We start from the raw sequence: 19,788 nt of genomic DNA, 5'->3' as shown, positions 1-19,788 counted from the left end.
TCGCGGTGACCGACATCATCTCGGCGGCCTCCCTGCCGACCGGGGAGCCGCCCGCCTTCGACCACGCCCGCGCCGAGGCGGCCGTCCGCGAGCTGCTCCACGCGATCGGGGAGGACCCCGAGCGCGAGGGACTGCGCGAGACGCCGGCCCGCGTCGCCCGGGCGTACGAGGAGCTCACCGCCGGGCTGCGCCAGCAGCCCGAGGACGTGCTGACGACCGTCTTCGACCTGGGCCACGACGAGATGGTGCTGGTGCGCGACATCGAGCTGTGGTCGATGTGCGAGCACCACCTGGTGCCCTTCACCGGGGTCGCCCACGTCGGCTACATCCCGGCCTCGAACGGCAAGATCACCGGGCTCTCGAAGCTGGCCCGCCTGGTCGACGTCTACGCCAAGCGGCCCCAGGTCCAGGAGCGGCTGACCACGCAGGTCGCCGACGCGCTGGTCGGGATCCTCGACGCCCGCGGCGTGATCGTCGTGATCGAGGCCGAGCACCTGTGCATGACGATGCGCGGGGTCCGCAAGGCCGGCGCCCGCACGATCACCTCCGCGGTGCGCGGCGTGATGCGCAACGCGGCCACCCGCTCGGAGGCGATGAGCCTCATCCACCGGGGCCGCTGAGCCGGACCGTCGGCGGTAGCGTCGCGCCCATGCCGGCCCCTGTCCGCCCCCTGGTGATGGGGGTCCTCAACGTCACCCCGGACTCCTTCTCCGACGGCGGTCGGTACGCCGCGACCGACGCCGCCGTCGCCCACGGCCTGCAGCTCGTCGCGGACGGCGCCGACCTCGTCGACATCGGCGGGGAGTCGACCCGGCCCGGGGCGACCCGGCCGCTGGTCTCGGAGGAGCTCGACCGGGTGGTGCCGGTGATCCGCGAGCTGGTCGCGGCCGGCGCGGTGGTCTCGGTCGACACGATGCGCGCGGAGGTCGCCGCCGCGGCCGTCGCCGCCGGGGCCCGGCTCGTCAACGACGTCTCCGGCGGTCTCGCCGACCCGCGGGTCCTCGACGTGGTGGCGGACTCGGCGGCGACCTACGTCGCGATGCACTGGCGCGCCCACGCGGACCGGATGGGCGACCTCGCGGTCTACGACGAGCCGGGCGGGGTGGTCGCCGCGGTCCACCGCGAGCTGTCGCAGCGGGTCGAGGCCGTGCTCGCGGCCGGGGTGCCGGCCGACCGGCTGGTCCTGGACCCCGGCCTGGGCTTCGCCAAGCGGGGGGAGCACGACTGGGAGCTGCTGCGCCACCTCGCGGACGTGACCGTGCTCGGCCTGCCGCTGCTGGTGGGGGCGAGCCGCAAGTCCTTCCTGGGCCGCCTGCTGGCCGACGAGGGCGGTCCCCGCCCGGTGTCCGGGCGGGAGGTCGCCGGGCACGCCCTGAGCGTCCTGGTGGCCGGCCAGGGCGTGTGGGGCGTGCGCGTGCACGACGTACGCGGGACCCGGGACGCGTTGGCGGTGTGGGAGCGTCTGGGCATGCCCCGCACCACCGCCCCCGCCCCGACCGTCCCCGGCCCGGACCGCCCGTGAGCGCGCCCGACGAGCTGGCCGTCACCGGCCTGGAGTGCTGGGCCCACCACGGCGTCTTCGAGCACGAGCGTCGCGACGGCCAGCGCTTCGTGGTGGACCTCGTGCTGGGGCTCGACACCCGGGAGGCCGCGGCCTCCGACGACTTGCACCGCACCGTGGACTACGGGACCCTCGGGGCCGCGGTGCACGCTGCCGTGCAGAACGATCCGGTCGACCTGATCGAGACCGTGGCCCAGCGGATCGCCGACGTCTGCCTCGCAGACGGTGGTGTTCAATGGGCCCGGGTCACCGTCCACAAGCCGGATGCCCCACTGCAGGTGGCGTTCTCCGACGTCGCCCTGACCATCACCCGGAGACGCGAGGGCCAGTGACCGAGACCCCGAACCCCAACATCGTCGATGCCGACACCCTGACCGGTGAGATGCGACCGATCCGTCGCGTCGTGCTGGCCCTGGGCTCCAACCTCGGCGACCGCATGTCCTGCCTCCAGGGGGCGGTCTCCGCGATCGCCGACACCCCCGACGTCTGGGTCACCGGCGTCTCCCCGGTCTACGAGACCGAGCCGGTCGGCGCCCCCGCCGGCTCCGAGCCGTTCCTCAACGCCGTCGTCCTGGTCGACACCACGCTGGCCGCGCACCGGCTCATGGAGCGCGCCCTGGCCATCGAGGACGTCTACGACCGCGAGCGCACCGACGTCGTGAACGCCCCCCGCACCCTCGACGTCGACCTGATCGTGGTCGGCGACCGTCGCAGCCACGACGACTCGCTGCGCCTGCCGCACCCGCGGGCCCACGAGCGCGCCTTCGTCCTCCAGCCCTGGGCCGACCTCGAGCCCGACGCGGTGCTGCCCGACCACGGCCCCGTCGTCGAGCTGCTGGCCGCCCTCGACGGGTCGGGCCTGACCCGACGCGACGACCTCGAGCTCGATCTCGGGTGAGCCCGGCCCCGCGGGGCCCCGCCGGTGGCGACCCGGACCGCGAGCCGCGCGTCGGCGGGCCCGGCGACGGGCCCGGTGACGGGCCTGGCGACCGGATGGTGCCGACCTCGCTGACGGCGCTGCTCGGCGTCGCCCTGGCCGGAGTGGTCCTGGGCCGCCTGGTCCGTCCTGCGGTCGAGTGGGCCGGGGGCATCGCCCCGGTCGTGGGCTGGTCCCAGGCGCTGGTCCTGGTCGTGGTGTCCGCCGTGCTGCTCGCCACCGCCCGGGCCACCCGCGCGGCCCTGCCCGCGCACCGGGTGGCCGAGCAGCCGCAGCTGGCCGTGAACCGTCTGCTGCTGGCCCGCGCCAGCGCCGTCGTCGGCGCCCTGGTCGGCGGCGGCTACGTCGGGTACGCCGTCGCGTGGCTGGGCGACCCGTCCCAGCTGGCCGACCAGCGCGTCCTCCGCTCGCTGCTCACCACCGCGGCGGCCGGCCTGGTGGTGCTGAGCGCGATGCTCCTCGAGCGCGCGTGTCGCGTCCCCCCGGAGCCCCCGGCGCCCTAGCCTGCGGGCATGACCTCCCCGACCCTGCCCTCCCGGCGTCGTCAGCGCTCCGCCCGGGTGCTCGTCGCCTGCGTCCTGCTCGCCCTCGCCGCCGTCGCGGTGGTCGGTGCCGCCGTGGTCGGTGGGTCGGGACCGCTGCTCGGGGCCGCCGTGGTCGCGGTCCTCCTGGGCGCGACGGCCACCCGCATCACGCACACCGAGCTCGCCGACTCCCGTCGCGACGCCGCCCAGGACCGTGCGGAGCAGGCCCAGGCCTACCGCGACCTGACCGCGGACCGCGTCGCCGAGCAGCAGCACTACGTGCGCCGCACGACGACCACGCTCGAGGGTCACCGCAGCACCATCTCGGGCCTGGTCGAGGAGCTGGCCGGGGCGCGGACCGAGGTCGCCGAGGCCCGGCTGGCCGTCGAGCGCGAGCACGACCGGGCCGACCGGGCCGAGGCCGAGGGCCGGCTGCTGACCGGCCTGCTCGACCAGGCCGAGGAGCGGGCCGCCGAGGCGATCGTCCGCCTCGCCGAGCTCGAGGACGAGCACCTGGTCCTCACCACCGCGCTGGAGGCCGAGCGCGCCGCGTGGGCCGTGTCCCCGGCGCTGCGCAAGCGCGCCTGAGCCCTCCGGCCGGAGGCCGTCCGGGCGGTTGCGGCATGATCGTTGACCGTGATCCCCGAGGACTCCCGATTCGAGACCGACCCCGAGCAGCTCCTTCCCGACCTGCCCGGGCTGCCCGGCGACTGGACCGTCGACGTCCCCGACCCCGGTGACCCCGACGACGTCGCCCGGCTGACCGTGCTGCTGCGCGCCCACGAGAAGGAGGGCCGCGGCTGGGCCGGGGCCGCCGAGGAGGACGTGCTGGTCGAGGTCTCCGAGCGGGGCCTGCGCACCCGCTCGAACGTCGTGGTGCGCGACGCCGACGGGACGGCCCGTGCCTGGGGCAGCGTGCACGACCGTGCGGGGGGCCGGATGCTCCTGCTGCACGTGGTCGAGCGCGGCCTGCCCGACGGGGTCGCCCGGGCGTGCTCCGACGTGCTGGTGGAGTGGGCCGTGGGCCAGGCCCGCGAGGTCGGTGCGGCCCGGGGCCTGGAGGTCCAGCAGATCGACACCGGCGCCTTCGAGGGGGACGAGCGGCAGGCCCGGTGGCTGCGTGACGCCGGCTTCGAGAAGGTCCGGACCTGGTGGCAGATGAACCGCCCGGTGCAGCCCGAGGAGGCCGCCCTGGTCCCCGACCCGGCCGGCTGGGAGCGCCCCGAGAAGGGGGTGCGGTTCCGCCTGGTGCGCCGCGCCGGCAGCGGGATGCCCGACGAGGACGACCTGCGCGACGTCCACGACGTGCTCGAGGAGGCCTTCCTGGACCACTTCAACTCCTGGGAGGAGACCTTCGAGGAGTTCCTGCACCGCCTGCGCGAGGACCCCGGCCACCGCTGGGACCACTGGTGGCTGGCCGAGACCGTCGACGGCTCGGAGCCGCGGGCCGTCGGGGCCCTGGTCGGCACCGTCTCGGAGAGCAGCACCGGCCCGGATGGCTCGTACGTCTCCTACATCGGCGTCCGCGAGGCCGCCCGCGGCCGCGGCGTGGCCAAGGGCCTGCTGCACACGATCATCGCCGACGCCGCGGCCCGGGACCGCGACCGCGTGGGGCTCGAGGTCGACGCCGACTCCTCCACCGGCGCCGACGGGCTGTACGGCTCGCTGGGCTGGCGCACCAAGTACGTCACCGAGTCCTGGCACCGCGACGTGCCGGTCGACTGACCCAGGGCCCCCGGCCCGCCCGGGACGCGCTCAGGCCAGGGAGGCCCGCAGCGCCCGGTGGACGCCGTCGGGGGTCAGCACGCCGACGATCTGCGCGCCCTCGCGGACCGCGACCATCGGCTTGTCGCGGCGCAGCATCTCGGCCAGGGCCTCCTCCAGGCTGACCCCGAGCGAGACGGACCCGCCGAGCTGGCCGCCGGTGACGCCGTCGACCGGGTCGAGGTGCTCGCGGGCCAGCGGGGTGACGGTCAGCCGGCGCAGGCCGCGGGTGGAGCCGACGAAGTCGGCCACGAAGTCGTCGGCCGGTCGACCGAGCACCTCGGCCGGCGTGCCGTACTGGGCGAGCCGGCCGCCCTCGGCGAAGACCGCGACCCGGTCGCCCATCCGGACGGCCTCGTCGATGTCGTGCGTGACGAGCACGACGGTCTTGCCGAGGTCGCGCTGCAGGCGCAGGAACTCGTCCTGGAGCCGGACCCGGACGACCGGGTCGACGGCGCCGAAGGGCTCGTCCATCAGCAGCACCGGGGGGTCGGCAGCCAGCGCGCGCGCCACGCCGACCCGCTGCCGCTGGCCGCCCGAGAGCTGGTGGGGGTACCGCGGGCCGTAGGTCGCGGCGTCCAGGCCGACGGTGTCGAGCAGCTCCGCGGCGCGGGCGCGCGCGGTGGCCTTCGACTCGCCGTAGAGCAGGGGCACGGTCATCACGTTGGTGATCACCTTCTGGTGCGGGAACAGCCCGACCTGCTGGATGACGTAGCCGATGCCGCGGCGCAGCGCGACCGGGTCCTGGTCGGTGACGTCCTGGCCGTCGATCTCGATCCGGCCGGTGGACGGCTCGATCAGCCGGTTGATCATCTTCAGCGTCGTCGACTTGCCGCAGCCCGAGGGGCCGACCAGGCAGACCAGCTCGCCGCGGCGCACCTCGAGGTCGAGCTCGTGGACCGCGACCGTGCCGTCCGGGTAGGTCTTGCCGACCCCCGACAGCCGGATCATCGTCTCGCCGGGCCCGTCGGAGTCAGCGCGGGACGCCGCGCCGGTAGTGTCCATGCGGTGACCCTACTGGTGGCCGGAGCCGCGGTCCCGTCCGTCGAGGCCGCGTCGGGGCCGAGCTGCTACAGCCGCCTGGTCAACGAGTGGTTCTGCCTCGACTACGTGCAGGACCGGCAGTCGCAGATCCTCGACGCGCTGCTCCAGCACGTCGCGATCACGCTCGCGGCGGTGGTGCTCGGCGTGGCCGTGGCGCTGCCGCTGGCGCTGCTGGCGCGCCGGTTCCCGCGGCTGGAGGCCGGCGTGCTCGGCGTCAGCACCGGCCTCTACACCGTGCCCTCGCTCGCGCTCTTCCCGCTGCTCGTGCCCTTCACCGGTCTCAGCCCGGTCACCGTCGTGATCGGGCTGGCGCTCTACGCCCTCACGGTCCTGGTCCGCGCGATGCTCGAGGGGCTGCGGGCGGTGCCCGAGGACGTCCTGGAGTCCGGACGGGGCCTGGGGTACGGCCCGACGCGGCTGCTGCTCAAGGTCGAGCTGCCGCTCGCGCTGCCGGTGGTGATGGCCGGGCTGCGGGTCGCCACCGTCTCCACGGTCGCGCTGACCACCGTCGGGTCCCTGGTCGCCTACGGCGGGCTCGGCAACCTGATCAGCGAGGGCGTCTCCACCGACTTCCGCGCCCAGCTGCTGACCGCCGCCGTGCTCTGCGTGGCGCTGGCCGTGGTGCTCGACGTCGCCATCGTGGTGCTGCAGCGGCTGCTCACGCCGTGGACCCGGGGGGTGCGCGCATGACCGTCCTGGTCGACATGTGGGCCTACCTCACCGACGGCGGGAACTGGTCCGGCAGCGGCGGCATGCTGCAGCTCCTGGGCCAGCAGCTGCTGCTCACCGTCACCGCGCTGCTCGTCGCGGTCGCGGTCGGGCTCCCGGTCGCGCTCTGGCTGGGCCACCTCGGCCGCGGTGGCTTCCTGGCCATCAACATCTCCAACGTCGGTCGGGCGGTGCCGACGTTCGCGCTGCTGGCGCTGCTGGTCACCGCGGACTTCCCCGGCACCGACACGCTCGGGCCGTACGGCCGGGCCGGCCTGGCCACGCTGATCGCGCTGACCCTCTTCGCGCTGCCTCCGATCATCACCAACGCCTACGTCGCCGTCCGCGAGGTGCCGGCCGACGTGGTGCAGGCGGCCACCGGGATGGGCATGTCCGGTCGGCAGCGCTTCTTCCGCGTGGAGCTGCCGCTGGCCCTGCCGCTGGTGGTCTCGGGCGTGCGCCTGGCGCTGGTCCAGGTGTGGGCCACCGCGACCATCGCCGCGCTCGTCGCCGGGCCCGGTCTGGGCCGGGTGATCACCGACGGGTTCTTCCGCACCGACTACGGCAAGGGCCTGGCCGGCGCCGTGGTCGTCGCCGTGGTCGCGCTGGTCCTGGAGGGGCTCGCGGCGCTCGTGCAGCGCGCCGTACGACCGGTGCCGGCCGGCCCGGCCGCCGGGGCTGCCGGTCGGGTCGAGGAGCCCGATGGTCACGGTCACGCATCATCGGCTCCAGGGGTGACGGCGTCGTCGGCGTGACGGCCTAGGCTCCTCCTCGACAGCGCCACCGGCCCCTCCACCCCGCGTCGCGGGCGGGCCGCGGGCCCCCGGACACGCGCGGCTCACACCGCGGGACACACAAGGACCTCTCCCATGCAGCTCCGCCTGACCCTGGCCGCGGTGGCCTCCGCGAGCGCCGTCCTCCTCGCCGGCTGCGCCGGCGACGACCTCGCCTCCGACTCCTCCGGCAGCTCCTCCGAGGGCTCCGGCGACAAGGGCTCGGTGGCCATCGCCGGGCAGAGCTTCCCCGAGGCCGCCCTCGTCGCCGCGATGTACGACCAGCTCCTCACCGAGGCCGGCTACACGACCGAGGTCACCCTGGTCGACGCCCGCGACGCCTACATGGCCGACTTCCCGGGCAACGTCGACGTGGTGCCCGAGTACGTCGGCGGCATCGTGAACTTCCTCAACGCCAGCGAGAACGGTGCCAAGGCCGAGCCCTTCACCGCCGGCGACGGGGCCGAGCTGGTCGAGCAGGGCGGCGACCTGCTGACCGGCGCCGGGATCACCCTGCTGGAGCCGTCCGCCGCCGCCGACTCCAACGCCTTCTTCGTCACCCAGGAGTTCGCCGAGGAGAACGACCTCGCGACGCTCTCCGACCTGGAGGGCGAGTCGGTCGCCCTCGCCGCCGCCCCCGACTGCGAGGGCCGGCTGGACTGCGAGGGCGGGCTGTCCGACGAGTACGGCATCGACGTCACCGAGGTCCTCCCGCTGGGCTACGCCAGCAACCAGACCTACCAGGCCGTCCTCGACGGCGAGGTCGAGCTCGGCGAGACCAGCACCACCGACGGCACGCTCGAGAGCCAGGGCCTGGTCGTCCTCGAGGACGACCAGCAGATCCAGCCCGCGCAGAACCTCGTGCCCGCCGTCAGCACCGAGTTCCTCGAGGCCAACCCCGACGTCGAGGAGGTCCTGAACCCCCTGATGGCGGCGCTGACCACCGAGAACCTCACCGAGCTCAACGGTCGGGTGGCCGTCGACCGCGAGCAGCCCGAGGACGTCGCGACCGACTTCCTCACCGAGCAGGGTTTGCTCTGAGCGACGGCCGGCCGATGTTCCCCGCCGACCGGGGTCCGGTGCCATGCCCGGTCGGCCCCGGCGGGACCCTCTAGGCTCACCGACCGTGACCGAGTCCCAGGCGCCCGCCGTGCTGCTGGTCGCCGGGGCCGGGCGCAGCGGGACCAGCACGTTCGCCGGTCTGGCCCGCGTCCTGGGCCTGTCGGTGCCGCAGCCCGAGGTCGGGCCCGACCCCAGCAACCCCCGCGGCTTCTCCGAGCCGCAGTGGGTCGTCGACCTGCACGAGCGGCTGCTGCGGGGCGTGGGCGTCCAGGTCGCCGACGCCCGGCCCTCGGCGTGGTGGGACGCCGCCGAGGTGTGCACCGACGAGGCCGCACGCATCCGGGTGGCCGGCTGGCTCGAGGAGCAGCTCGCCCCCGGCACCGACCTGGTCCTCAAGGACCCCCGGCTGGGCTGGTTCGTCCCGCTGTGGCGTGCCGCGGCCCTGCGCGTCGGCGCCCGTCCCGTGCTGGCGACGGTGGTCCGGGCCCCCGGCGAGGTGGTGGCCAGCAGGCAGACGCACTACGGCGACCGCCTCGGCGCGGCGCACCTCGCGGCCGGTTGGCTCAACATGCAGCTGCACGTCGAGCGGGCCACGAGGTGCCCGGTCGGCGAGGACGCGGCCGGACCGCGCGTGCTCGTCCGCTACGCCGACCTGCTCGAGGACTGGGTGCGCGCCACCACGCACGTCGGGCGGGTGCTGGACCTCGTCGCGCTGCGGGAGCCGACGTCGGAGCGGGTGCGCGACGGCCACCGCTTCGTGGACCCGTCGCTGCACCGCACGACGACCGGGCTGGGCGAGCTGGACCTCCCGGCCTCGCTGCGGGAGCTGGTCGAGGAGACCTGGACCGAGCTGGACCTGCTGGCCGGGCCCGGTGCCGACGGCCCGGAGGCCCACGCCCGCCTCGACGAGCTGCGGGCGGCCTACGTCGACCTCTACTCCGACGCCGAGGCGGTCACCCGGTCCTCGGTGCTCGCCGCCCGGCGGGACCGGCGACCCCCCACGCCGCCGGACGCCGGGCCGCACACGGCCGACACCGTGCCGCACGGCCTGCGCGCGATGGTCCCGGGCCCCGTGCGCCGGGGCCTGCGGCGCGCGGTCGGCCGGCCCCGGTGACCCGCCGGTGATCACCCGCCCGCCGCTGCGCAACCGGGAGGGCGAGCACGCCTACGACGCGACGTGGCCCTGGGACCGGGGCCGCCTGCGCGACGGCGCGACGGCGGTGCTGCGCGTGCGTGACGAGGCGCGCTGGCTGCCGTACGCCCTCCCGCCCCTGCTGCGCGCCTGCGACGAGGTGCTCCTCGTCGACAACGGCTCGCGCGACGGCAGCGCCGCCGTGGCCGTCGCGGCCGCCGCGCGGCTGGGCCTGGGGCACCGGCTGCGGGTGCTCGACTACCCCTTCCCGGTGGCCCGGGCGGGGGCCGAGCACGAGGCGACGCCCCCGGACTCGGTGCACTCCCTGGCCTACTTCTACAACTGGTGCTTCGCCCAGGTCCGCACCCGGTGGTCGTGGAAGTGGGACGGCGACATGACGCTGACCGCCGAGGGCGAGGCCACCCTCGGCGACGTCGGCTGGCAGGTCGGGCGGACCCCCGTCGTGGTCCGCGCGCCCCGGCACGGCGTCTACCTCGTCGACGACGGCCACGCCTGGGTCGACCTCGGCTGGCGCAACGTCGAGGAGTGGGGCTTCCCGACCGGGCCCGACTACGTCTACGCCAAGGCGCCGTCGTGGGAGATCCGCACCACGCCACCCGGTATCCGTACCCGCGTCCTGCCCGCCGGTCTCGTCGTCGAGCTGAAGCACCTCGACGACGACGAGTTCGACCACTGGACCGATCCCACCGCCTTCTCGGCCCGCACCCACCAGCGCAAGCGCCGCGAGTGGGAGGTCGTGCGCGACCTGAGGGCCGGGCGCGTGCCGGACGGGCTGCACGAGGTGGTGGCGCCGGAGGGCACCGGGGTGGTCGACCACGTCGTGCGCACCTGGCTGCCCGGCCGCCCCCGGCCGTTCGAGGTCGTCGACCCGAGGGAGGGCCCCGCCGCCCGCAGCCGGCGCCTGCAGCGGGTCCGCGACGCGGCGGCCGCGCTCGGCTGACCCGGCCCGCCTGTCGGCCCGCCTGTCACCCCGCTGCCGGTCTGTCGGCCACGTCACACCCGGAGGCGGGTGTGGGGGCGCGCGGCGCGGCGTACGGTCTGACCTGACACCACGAGCACGACGTCTGGTACCCGGACCGGCCCCGACCAGGGTGGGCGGCGGGACTGGAACCGAAAGGCTGGACCATGTCGCACCTCCCCGGCGGGAGCCTGCGGGTGGGGGTGGTCGGCGCAGGACGCGTCGGCGCCGTCCTCGCCGCCCGCCTGCACGCCAGCGGTCACCGCGTCGTCGCGGTCGCCGGTGAGTCCGACGCCTCGCGCGCCCGGATCGCCGACCTGCTGCCCGGGCTCGAGCCGCAGCGCCCCAGCGCGGTCGCCCGCGCCTGCGACCTGCTGCTGCTCACCGTGCCCGACGACATGCTGCCCAACGTCGTGCGGGTGCTGGCCGACAGCGGTGCCCTGCACCCCGGCCAGCTGGTCGCCCACACCTCCGGCCGGCACGGCCTGGCCGTCCTCGAGCCGGCGCGCGCCGTCGGTGCCCGGCCGCTCGCGCTGCACCCCGCGCTGACCTTCACCGGCACGCGCCTCGACCTCGACCGGCTCACCGGCTGCGTGGTCGGGATGACCTGCGGGCCCGGCGAGCGGGAGGTCGCCGAGGCGCTGGTGGCGGACCTCGGCGCCCGGCCCACGTGGGTGCCCGAGGAGATGCGCACGCTCTACCACGCGGGACTGGCGCACGGGGCGAACCACCTCGTCACGCTGGTGACCGAGGCGATGGAGATGCTGGCCGCCGCCGGGGTCGACGACCCCGCCGGCACCCTGCGCCCGCTGCTCGGCGCCGCCCTCGACAACGCCCTGGCCCACGGCGACGCGGCCCTCACCGGTCCGATCGTCCGCGGGGACGTCGGCACGGTGACCGCCCACCTCGCCGACCTGCGCGCCTCCGCGCCCCAGGCGCTCGGCTCGTACGTCGCGCTCGCGCGCGCCACCGTCGCCCGCGCGGTCACCGACGGGCGCCTGGTCCCGCTGCGGGCCCACGCCCTCGTGCAGGTCCTGGACGCCGCGACCGGCTCCGACCGGGCCGGGGTCGCGGACCCGGCCGCCGGTGACGTGCGGTGACGCGACCGCAGGTCCTCACCACCCGTGCCGCCCTGCAGGACGCCCTGGCCCCGGCCCGCCGGTCCGGAGCGAGGGTCGCGCTGGTGCCGACCATGGGCGCCCTGCACGCCGGGCACGCCAGCCTCCTGCGGGAGGCCCGGGCGCGGGCCGGCGACGGCCCGGTGGTGGTGTCGGTGTTCGTCAACCCCCTGCAGTTCGCGCCCGGCGAGGACCTCGACCGCTACCCCCGCACCCTCGAGGCCGACCTCGAGGTCTGCGCCGCCGAGGGCGCCGACCTGGTCTTCGCGCCGTCGGTGGGCGAGGTCTACCCGGGAGGGCCCGACCCCGACCCGGTCACCGGGATGACCACGGTGGTGCCGGGTCCGCTCGCCGAGCGGCTGGAGGGGCGGACCCGCCCCACCCACTTCCGCGGCGTGCTGACCGTGGTGGCCAAGCTGCTCGGCCTGGTCCGGCCCGACGTGGCCGTCTTCGGCGACAAGGACTACCAGCAGCTGGTGCTGGTGCGGCGGATGGTCGTCGATCTCTGCCTGGGCGTCGAGGTGGTCGGGGCGCCGACGGTGCGTGAGCCCGACGGCCTGGCCCTGTCGAGCCGCAACCGGTTCCTCGACGCCGAGCAGCGCGAGGCCGCCACGGCGCTGCCCCGCACCCTGCACGCCGCGGTGGCCGAGGCGGCGTACGGGCTCCCCGCGGCCCTGGCCGCCGCCCGCGCCGAGCTGCGCGCCTCGCCCGGGGTCGACCTGGACTACCTCGAGATCACCGACCCCGACCTGGGGCCGCTGCCCGAGGACCCCGCACCGGGCACCCCGTGCCGGGTGCTGATCGCGGCGCGGGTCGGGGCCACCCGCCTGATCGACAACCTGCCCGCCGTCCTGGGCACCCCGAGCGAACGGAGCGGTTGATGCTGCGCACGATGATGACGAGCAAGATCCACCGCGCGACCGTGACCCAGGCCGACCTGCACTACGTCGGCTCGGTGACCGTCGACGAGGACCTGCTGGACGCCGCCGACCTGCTCCCCGGGGAGCTGGTGCACATCGTCGACATCACCAACGGCGCCCGGCTCGAGACCTACACGATCGCCGGCGAGCGCGGCAGCGGCGTGCTCGGCATCAACGGGGCGGCGGCCCGGCTGGTGCACCCCGGTGACCTCGTCATCCTGATCGCCTACGGCCAGATGACGACCGAGGAGGCGCGCGAGCTCCGCCCGCACGTGGTCTTCGTCGACGCCGCGAACCGGGTGCTCGCCACCGGGCTGGACCCCGCCGAGGCACCGGCCGGCAGCGGGCTGGTGCGCGGCGACGTCGTCTCGGCCCGGCAGTAGCCTGCTCAGATGACCACGGGCCCCGTACGCGTGCCACCGGTCGACGGGCCGGCCGCGGGGGTGCCCGCGCGGCTGGCGGCCCCCGCGCCGGGCTGGACGACCACCGCCGACGTCGTCGTGGTCGGCAGCGGCATCGCCGGGCTGACCGCCGCGCTGCGCCTGCGTGCCCGGCTGGCGGGGCGGGGGACGGTGCTGCTGGTGACCAAGGACGTGCTGTCGGCCGGCTCCACGCAGTGGGCGCAGGGCGGGATCGCCGCGGCCCTCGGCCCCGGGGACACCCCGGCCGAGCACCTCCTCGACACCCTCGTCGCCGGCGCCGGCGCCTGCGACCGGGACGCCGTGCACGCGCTGGTCACCGAGGGTCCCGAGGCCGTCCGCGAGCTGATCGCGCTCGGCACCGTCTTCGACCACGACCCCGACGGCGTGCTGTCGCTGACCCGTGAGGGCGGGCACCACCGCGACCGGATCGCGCACGCCGGCGGCGACGCGACCGGTGCGGAGATCCAGCGCGCGCTGACCGCGGCGGTGGCCCGCGCGCCCGAGATCGAGGTCGTCGAGCACGCGCTGGCCCTCGACCTGCTGCGCGCCGCCGACGGCGGCGTCGCCGGGGTGACGCTGCACGTGATGGGGGAGGGGCAGCGCGACGGCGTCGGCGCGGTCCGCTGCCGGGCGGTCGTGCTGGCCAGCGGCGGCCTGGGCCAGGTCTTCTCCCAGACCACCAACCCCTCGGTCTCCACCGGGGACGGCGTGGCGCTGGCGCTGCGCGCGGGGGCGACCCTGCGCGACCTCGAGTTCGTGCAGTTCCACCCCACGGTGATGTGGCTCGGGCCGGCCTCGCGCGGTCAGCAGCCGCTGATCAGCGAGGCCGTCCGCGGCGAGGGCGCGTTCCTCGTCGACGACGCCGGGGACAGGTTCATGACCGGGGTGCACGAGCTGGCCGACCTCGCGCCGCGGGACGTGGTCGCCAAGGCGATCACCCGCCGGATGCACGAGCAGGGCCGTCCGCACGTCTGGCTCGACGCCCGCCACCTCGGCGCCGCCTTCTGGGAGCGGCGCTTCCCGACCATCCTGGCCACGGCGCGTCGGCACGGCGTCGACCCGGCCACGCAGCTGCTGCCGGTCGCCCCGGCCTGCCACTACGCCTCCGGCGGGGTCCGCACCGACCTGCACGGCCGCACCGACGTGCCGGGCCTCTACGCCACCGGCGAGGTGGCCTGCTCGGGCGTGCACGGCGCGAACCGGCTGGCCTCGAACTCGCTGCTGGAGGGTCTGGTCTTCTCGCGCCGCATCGCCGAGGTGCTGCCCGAGGAGCTGCGCGGCTGGAGCGACCCCGCCGACGAGACGCGCGCGCCCGGCGCCGTCGACGGCGCCGTGCGGGGCGTGCTGCAGGAGACGATGACCGCGCGGGCCGGGGTGCTCCGCTCGGCCGACGGGCTGGCCGACGCCGCTGCCGTGCTCGACGCCCTCGCCGACCGGCCGGCCGACGCGCTCGGCGTCGACGCCTGGGAGGCCACGAACCTGGTCACCGTGAGCAGCGCCCTGGTCGCCGCCGCGACCGTGCGCGACGAGACCCGCGGCTCGCACTGGCGCGAGGACCACCCCGAGCGCGACGACGCCCGGTTCGCCGGCCACGTCGACCTGCGGCTGGACGACGCAGGGCGGCTCGGCACCTCCTGGTCGCCCGCGGCGGCCACCGACACCGCCCCGGTCGACACCGCCCCGGTCCGGACCGCCCCGGTCGGGGTCGTGCCGTGATCGCGCGTCCGGCCTACGACGCGCTGCCGGTCGCCCTGCGTGACGAGCTGGCCGCGGCGGGCCTCGACCCCCGCGCGGTGCACGCGCTGGTGGTCGCGGCCGTCGACGAGGACCTCGCGGGCGGGCCGGTCGCCGACGACGTGACCAGCGCGGCGACGGTGCCCGACGACGCGCGGGGTCGCGCGGTGATGGGGGCGCGCGACGGCGGCGTCGTGGCCGGGCTGGCGGTCGCCGAGCTGGTCTGGCGCCACGTCCTGGGCGACGACGTCGAGGTCCGGCACCGCGCCGCCGACGGCACCCGCGTGGAGCCCGGTGACCGGGTGCTCGAGGTCGCCGGCCCCGTGCGCGGCCTGCTGACCGGGGAGCGGACCGCGCTCAACCTCGTCTGCCACCTCTCGGGCGTCGCCACCGCGACGGCACGCTGGGTGGACGCGCTGGCCGAGGGCGGGGGACGCACCCGCGTGCTCGACACCCGCAAGACGCTGCCGGGGCTGCGCGCCCTGCAGAAGTACGCCGTGCGCTGCGGCGGCGGCACGAACCACCGGTTCTCGCTGGCCGACGCGGCCATGGTCAAGGACAACCACGTGCTCGCGGCCGGCGGCGCGGTGGCGGCCTACGAGGCGGTCCGCGCGCGCTTCCCCGACCTCGTGGTCCACGTCGAGGTCACCGACCTCGACCAGCTGGTCGCGGTGCTGGCCGCGGGGTGCTCGCACGTCATGCTCGACAACATGGCGACCGCCACGATGGCGGAGGCCGTGCGGCTCACCGCGGGACGCGCCACCCTGGAGGCCACCGGTCGGATGAGCCTGGACCGGGCCGCCGAGGTCGCCGCCACGGGCGTCGACTTCGTCTCGGTGGGGGCGCTGACGCACTCGGTGGCGGTCCTCGACCTCGGCCTCGACCTGCTGTCGTGAGCCTGCTCGCGGTCGACGTCGGCAACGCCCACACCGTGCTGGGCCTGCTCGACGACGGCGTGGTCGGTCCCACCTGGCGGGTGGCCAGCGACGAGCGTCGCACCGCCGACGAGTGGGCGGTGCTGCTGCGCGGCCTGCTCGCCGGGGTCGGCGCGGCCGTGCCCGACCTCGACGGGGTGGCGGTCAGCTCGGCGGTGCCGTCGGTGCTGCACGAGTGGCGCGAGATGCTGCGCGTGCACGTCGGCGGGGTGCCGCACGTGGTCGTCGGGCCGGGGGTCCGTACCGGCCTGCCCGTGCTGACCGACAACCCGCGCGAGGTCGGCACCGACCGGGTCGTCGGCGCCGTCGCCGCGGCGCACCGGTTCGGCGGTCCGGCCGTGGTGGTGGGCCTGGGCGGGACCGCGACCACGTTCGACGTCCTCGACGCCGCGGGGCGCTACGTCGGCGGGGCGATCGCCCCGGGCCTGGAGGTGGCCTCGGCCGCCCTCGGCCGCTCCGGCGCCCAGCTGCGGGAGGTGGAGCTGGTCCGGCCGCGGACCGCGATCGCCCGCAACACCGTCGAGGCGCTGCAGTCGGGGCTCGTCCTCGGGGGCGCCGCGCTGGTCGACGGCATGGTCGCGCGGGTGGTCGCCGAGCTCGGCGCGCCCGCGGCCGAGGTCGCGGTGGTCGCCACCGGCCACCTCGCACCGGTGGTGCTGGGGGAGTGCGTCTGCTTCACCGAGCACGTCCCGCACCTCGCGCTCGAGGGCCTCGGACTGGTGTTCTCGCGCAATTCCGCTTTCGCCTGAGCGTTTTCTCGTCGGTCGTCCGGACCGACCTCGCGAATATCGGTGAGGTGGTGGTGTCGGGACCTTCGTCGCGATTGTCCGGGACAATTCGGACAAGGGGTCCGAGGTCACCTCGCTAACGGATCTTGCTTTCTGGTGCACAAGAAGAAACGTGTGCTAACTTCGTTTTCGTCGGGGCGCTTATCAAGCATTGCGCCCCATCGAATTCGATGGTTCTCCACCCCCGTGAGCAGAGAGCAAGGAAACCCCCATGGCACAGAAGGTCCACATCGTTCTCGAGGACGACCTCGACGGCGGTGACGCCTCCGAGACCGTCTCCTTCGGGCTCGACGGCACCAGCTACGAGATCGACCTCAACGAGGAGAACGCCGCCGGTCTGCGCGAGGCCCTCTCGGCCTACGTGGGCCACGCCCGCAAGGTCGGCTCCGGCCGCCGCACGACCAAGCGGTCGGCCTCCTCCACCGGCTCGACCGCCGGCGGCCCCGCCGCCAAGGACGTGCGCGAGTGGGCGCGCGAGGCCGGCCACGAGGTGCCCGACCGCGGTCGCATCCCGGCCGACGTGCGCGAGGCGTACGACGCCGCGCACTGACCACGCACCCCTGGCACCACCCCGGACCCCCGCCCGCACCTCGGTGCGCGCGGGGGTCCGGCGCGTCGGGGCGGGCTTGTTCGCTGTCGGCGGACGACCCTTGGTCCGTGGGTGGGAACGTCTAGGCTGTGGACGGGGTTGATAGTCCTGAACGCCCACCCGTCAGCCCAGGCGGGTCGGGCACCCCTCAAGCCCCCGAGGAGCACTGCATGTTCGAGCGGTTCACAGACCGAGCCCGCCGGGTGGTCGTGCTGGCCCAGGAAGAGGCCCGCATGCTCTCCCACAACTACATCGGGACCGAGCACATCCTGCTCGGCCTCATCCACGAGGGCGAGGGAGTCGCCGCGAAGGCCCTCGAGAGCCTCGACATCTCGCTGGAGGCCGTGCGCGCCCAGGTCGAGGAGATCATCGGCCAGGGCCAGCAGGCCCCCAGCGGCCACATCCCCTTCACCCCGCGCGCCAAGAAGGTGCTCGAGCTGTCCCTGCGCGAGGCGCTGCAGCTCGGTCACTCCTACATCGGCACCGAGCACATCCTGCTCGGCCTGATCCGTGAGGGCGAGGGCGTCGCCGCGCAGGTCCTGCAGAAGCTCGGCGCCGACCTGAACCGCGTGCGCCAGCAGGTCATCCAGCTGCTCTCGGGCTTCCAGGGCAAGGAGTCCTCCGCCGCAGCCGCCACCTCGGGCGGCGGCGCCGAGTCGCCGTCCTCCTCGCTGGTCCTCGACCAGTTCGGCCGCAACCTGACCCAGGACGGTCGCGAGGGCAAGCTCGACCCGGTGATCGGGCGCGAGAAGGAGATCGAGCGGGTCATGCAGATCCTCTCGCGGCGCACGAAGAACAACCCGGTCCTGATCGGTGAGCCCGGCGTCGGCAAGACCACGATCGTCGAGGGCCTGGCCCAGGACATCGTGCGCGGCAACGTGCCCGAGACGCTCAAGGACAAGCAGATCTACACCCTCGACCTCGGCGCGCTCGTGGCCGGCAGCCGCTACCGCGGCGACTTCGAGGAGCGGCTGAAGAAGGTGCTCAAGGAGATCCGCACGCGCGGTGACATCGTGCTGTTCATCGACGAGATCCACACCCTCGTCGGGGCCGGTGCGGCGGAGGGCGCCATCGACGCCGCCAGCATCCTCAAGCCGATGCTGGCCCGCGGCGAGCTGCAGACGATCGGCGCGACCACCCTCGACGAGTACCGCAAGTACCTCGAGAAGGACGCCGCGCTCGAGCGCCGCTTCCAGCCCATCCAGGTCGCCGAGCCCTCGATCGCGCACACGATCGAGATGCTCAAGGGCCTGCGCGACCGCTACGAGGCGCACCACCGGGTCACCATCACCGACGAGGCGCTGGTCTCGGCCGCGACCCTGGCCGACCGCTACATCTCGGACCGCTTCCTGCCCGACAAGGCGATCGACCTGATCGACGAGGCCGGCTCGCGGCTGCGGATCCGCCGGATGACGGCGCCCGAGGACCTGCGCGAGTACGACGACAAGATCGGCGAGGTGCGCGCCCGCAAGGAGGCCGCCATCGACGGTCAGGACTTCGAGGCCGCCGCGCGTCTGCGTGACGAGGAGAAGCAGCTCATCCTGGCCAAGTCCGAGCGCGAGAAGCAGTGGCGCGCCGGCGACATGGACGACGTCGCCGAGGTCGACGAGGAGCTGATCGCCGAGGTGCTCGCCGTGGCCACCGGCATCCCGATCGTCAAGCTCTCCGAGGAGGAGTCCTCGCGGCTGCTCAAGATGGAGGACGAGCTGCACAAGCGCGTCATCGGCCAGGACGAGGCCGTCAAGGCGCTCTCCCGGGCGATCCGACGTACTCGCGCCGGCCTGAAGGACCCCAAGCGGCCCGGTGGGTCGTTCATCTTCGCCGGCCCCTCGGGCGTCGGCAAGACGTGGCTGTCCAAGACGCTCGCGGAATTCCTGTTCGGCGACGAGGACTCGCTCATCCAGCTCGACATGAGCGAGTACGGCGAGAAGCACACGGTCTCGCGGCTCTTCGGCTCGCCCCCGGGCTACGTGGGTTACGAGGAGGGCGGCCAGCTCACCGAGAAGGTGCGCCGCAAGCCGTTCTCGGTGGTGTTGTTCGACGAGGTCGAGAAGGCCCACCCGGACATCTTCAACAGCCTGCTGCAGATCCTGGAGGAAGGTCGCCTGACCGACTCCCAGGGCCGCGTGGTCGACTTCAAGAACACCGTCATCATCATGACCACGAACCTCGGTACGCGGGACATCGCCAAGGGCCAGGGCCTCGGTTTCGCCCAGACCGGTGACACCGCCGGTTCGTACGACCGGATGAAGAACAAGGTGAACGAGGAGCTCAAGCAGCACTTCCGTCCCGAGTTCCTCAACCGCGTCGACGAGACCATCGTGTTCCCGCCGCTCTCGCAGGAGCAGATCGTGGCGATGGTCGACAACATGGTCGCCGGCGTGGAGCTGCGGCTCCGCGACCGCGACATGAAGCTGGAGCTGACCGACCCGGCCAAGCGCCTGCTCGCCGAGCGGGGCTTCGACCCGGTGCTCGGTGCGCGTCCGCTGCGCCGCACGATCCAGCGCGAGATCGAGGACGTGCTCGCCGAGAAGATGCTCTTCGGCGAGGTCGGCCCCGGCCAGATCATCCTGGTGGGCGTCGAGGGCGAGGGTCCGACCGCGACCTTCACCTTCCGTGGCGAGAAGGTCGGCGAGCTGCCGGACCTCCCGCCGCTGGAGAGCGCCGAGGTCGGCGGGTCCGAGGACCTCGGTCCCCGCGACGTGCCCAAGGGCAACGGTGACGACGGCGAGCCCGGCGCTGCCGGGGCCGTGGCACCCCCCGCTCCGCCGGTCTGACCGGCAGCACCACCCGTAGCA

The 19,788-nt window shown here is 74.9% G+C and carries 21 protein-coding genes; 20 read left to right on the top strand and 1 reads right to left on the bottom strand.

All coding sequences use genetic code 11. From position 1 onward, the window contains the following. Nucleotides 1-14 precede the first annotated feature (14 nt). From folE to GV155_RS17105, 7 genes are read left to right on the top strand one after another with little or no spacing between them, the layout of a single operon-like run. Nucleotides 15-620 (top strand): GTP cyclohydrolase I FolE, encoded by a 606-nt coding sequence (gene folE / locus GV155_RS17135; RefSeq protein WP_160011554.1) that lies wholly within the window; start codon nt 15-17, stop codon nt 618-620. Between the two features lie 29 nt (nt 621-649). Then, entirely contained in the window at nt 650-1,522 is an 873-nt protein-coding gene (folP, locus tag GV155_RS17130) for a dihydropteroate synthase (RefSeq protein ID WP_160009915.1), read from the top strand. Continuing rightward, nucleotides 1,519-1,893 carry a dihydroneopterin aldolase gene (gene folB, locus GV155_RS17125; RefSeq protein WP_160009913.1) on the top strand — a complete coding sequence of 125 codons (375 nt, stop codon included), beginning with the start codon at nt 1,519-1,521 and terminating at the stop codon, nt 1,891-1,893. The genes folP and folB overlap by 4 nt, the downstream gene beginning before the upstream one ends. After that, a complete protein-coding gene (folK, locus tag GV155_RS17120; protein ID WP_160009911.1) occupies nt 1,890-2,459 on the top strand; it encodes a 2-amino-4-hydroxy-6-hydroxymethyldihydropteridine diphosphokinase in 570 nt (189 codons plus the stop codon). The genes folB and folK overlap by 4 nt, the downstream gene beginning before the upstream one ends. Beyond that, the gene (locus GV155_RS17115) at nt 2,456-3,001 is read left to right on the top strand and encodes a DUF3180 domain-containing protein (protein ID WP_236554391.1); all 546 of its coding nucleotides are present in this window, start codon (nt 2,456-2,458) and stop codon (nt 2,999-3,001) included. Before folK ends, GV155_RS17115 begins: the two co-directional genes overlap by 4 nt. Nucleotides 3,002-3,010: 9 nt before the next feature. Next, a complete protein-coding gene (locus tag GV155_RS17110) occupies nt 3,011-3,610 on the top strand; it encodes a hypothetical protein (RefSeq protein WP_160009909.1) in 600 nt (199 codons plus the stop codon). A gap of 48 nt (nt 3,611-3,658) precedes the next feature. Continuing rightward, a complete protein-coding gene (locus GV155_RS17105) occupies nt 3,659-4,747 on the top strand; it encodes a GNAT family N-acetyltransferase (protein ID WP_201300220.1) in 1,089 nt (362 codons plus the stop codon). Nucleotides 4,748-4,777: 30 nt separating this feature from the next. Here GV155_RS17105 and GV155_RS17100 read toward each other — a convergent pair whose 3' ends face one another. Beyond that, entirely contained in the window at nt 4,778-5,791 is a 1,014-nt protein-coding gene (locus GV155_RS17100; RefSeq protein ID WP_442938849.1) for an ABC transporter ATP-binding protein, read from the bottom strand. A gap of 3 nt (nt 5,792-5,794) precedes the next feature. Between GV155_RS17100 and GV155_RS17095 the strand changes: the two genes are divergently transcribed. The 13 genes from GV155_RS17095 to GV155_RS17035 all read left to right on the top strand — a co-directional run bounded on the left by GV155_RS17095 (nt 5,795) and on the right by GV155_RS17035 (nt 19,767). Further along, the gene (locus GV155_RS17095; protein ID WP_160009907.1) at nt 5,795-6,520 is read left to right on the top strand and encodes an ABC transporter permease; all 726 of its coding nucleotides are present in this window, start codon (nt 5,795-5,797) and stop codon (nt 6,518-6,520) included. Continuing rightward, complete coding sequence (locus tag GV155_RS17090; protein WP_160009905.1) at nt 6,517-7,293, top strand: ABC transporter permease; 777 nt, start codon at nt 6,517-6,519, stop codon at nt 7,291-7,293. Before GV155_RS17095 ends, GV155_RS17090 begins: the two co-directional genes overlap by 4 nt. Before the next feature lie 114 nt (nt 7,294-7,407). Further along, nucleotides 7,408-8,352, top strand: coding sequence for an ABC transporter substrate-binding protein (locus GV155_RS17085; RefSeq protein WP_160009903.1), 945 nt, complete (start codon nt 7,408-7,410; stop codon nt 8,350-8,352). 85 nt (nt 8,353-8,437) lie between these two features. Further along, entirely contained in the window at nt 8,438-9,487 is a 1,050-nt protein-coding gene (locus tag GV155_RS17080) for a sulfotransferase family protein (RefSeq protein ID WP_160009901.1), read from the top strand. Between the two features lie 7 nt (nt 9,488-9,494). Then, nucleotides 9,495-10,466: a hypothetical protein gene (locus GV155_RS17075; RefSeq protein ID WP_201300219.1), complete on the top strand. Its 972-nt coding sequence runs from the start codon at nt 9,495-9,497 to the stop codon at nt 10,464-10,466. 185 nt (nt 10,467-10,651) lie between these two features. Next, complete coding sequence (locus GV155_RS17070; RefSeq protein ID WP_160009899.1) at nt 10,652-11,584, top strand: Rossmann-like and DUF2520 domain-containing protein; 933 nt, start codon at nt 10,652-10,654, stop codon at nt 11,582-11,584. Next, complete coding sequence (gene panC / locus GV155_RS17065) at nt 11,581-12,483, top strand: pantoate--beta-alanine ligase (RefSeq protein ID WP_160009897.1); 903 nt, start codon at nt 11,581-11,583, stop codon at nt 12,481-12,483. Before GV155_RS17070 ends, panC begins: the two co-directional genes overlap by 4 nt. Beyond that, on the top strand, nt 12,483-12,905 hold the full coding sequence (panD, locus tag GV155_RS17060) for an aspartate 1-decarboxylase (protein ID WP_160009895.1): 423 nt from the start codon (nt 12,483-12,485) through the stop codon (nt 12,903-12,905). Before panC ends, panD begins: the two co-directional genes overlap by 1 nt. Nucleotides 12,906-12,914: 9 nt before the next feature. Then, nucleotides 12,915-14,660, top strand: a complete 1,746-nt coding sequence (locus GV155_RS17055; protein WP_160009893.1) for an L-aspartate oxidase — start codon at nt 12,915-12,917, stop codon at nt 14,658-14,660. Then, complete coding sequence (nadC, locus tag GV155_RS17050; protein ID WP_236554390.1) at nt 14,657-15,574, top strand: carboxylating nicotinate-nucleotide diphosphorylase; 918 nt, start codon at nt 14,657-14,659, stop codon at nt 15,572-15,574. Before GV155_RS17055 ends, nadC begins: the two co-directional genes overlap by 4 nt. Beyond that, nucleotides 15,571-16,362, top strand: a complete 792-nt coding sequence (locus GV155_RS17045) for a type III pantothenate kinase (RefSeq protein WP_160009891.1) — start codon at nt 15,571-15,573, stop codon at nt 16,360-16,362. The genes nadC and GV155_RS17045 overlap by 4 nt, the downstream gene beginning before the upstream one ends. A gap of 250 nt (nt 16,363-16,612) precedes the next feature. Beyond that, nucleotides 16,613-16,951 carry a histone-like nucleoid-structuring protein Lsr2 gene (locus tag GV155_RS17040; protein WP_160009889.1) on the top strand — a complete coding sequence of 113 codons (339 nt, stop codon included), beginning with the start codon at nt 16,613-16,615 and terminating at the stop codon, nt 16,949-16,951. A 209-nt stretch (nt 16,952-17,160) separates the two neighbouring features. Further along, nucleotides 17,161-19,767, top strand: a complete 2,607-nt coding sequence (locus GV155_RS17035) for an ATP-dependent Clp protease ATP-binding subunit (RefSeq protein ID WP_201300218.1) — start codon at nt 17,161-17,163, stop codon at nt 19,765-19,767. Nucleotides 19,768-19,788: the final 21 nt, after the last annotated feature.

Source organism: Nocardioides sp. AX2bis (genome assembly GCF_902506435.1).
Taxonomy (GTDB): Bacteria; Actinomycetota; Actinomycetes; order Propionibacteriales; family Nocardioidaceae; genus Nocardioides.
This window is presented reverse-complemented; position numbering and strand designations above follow the sequence as displayed.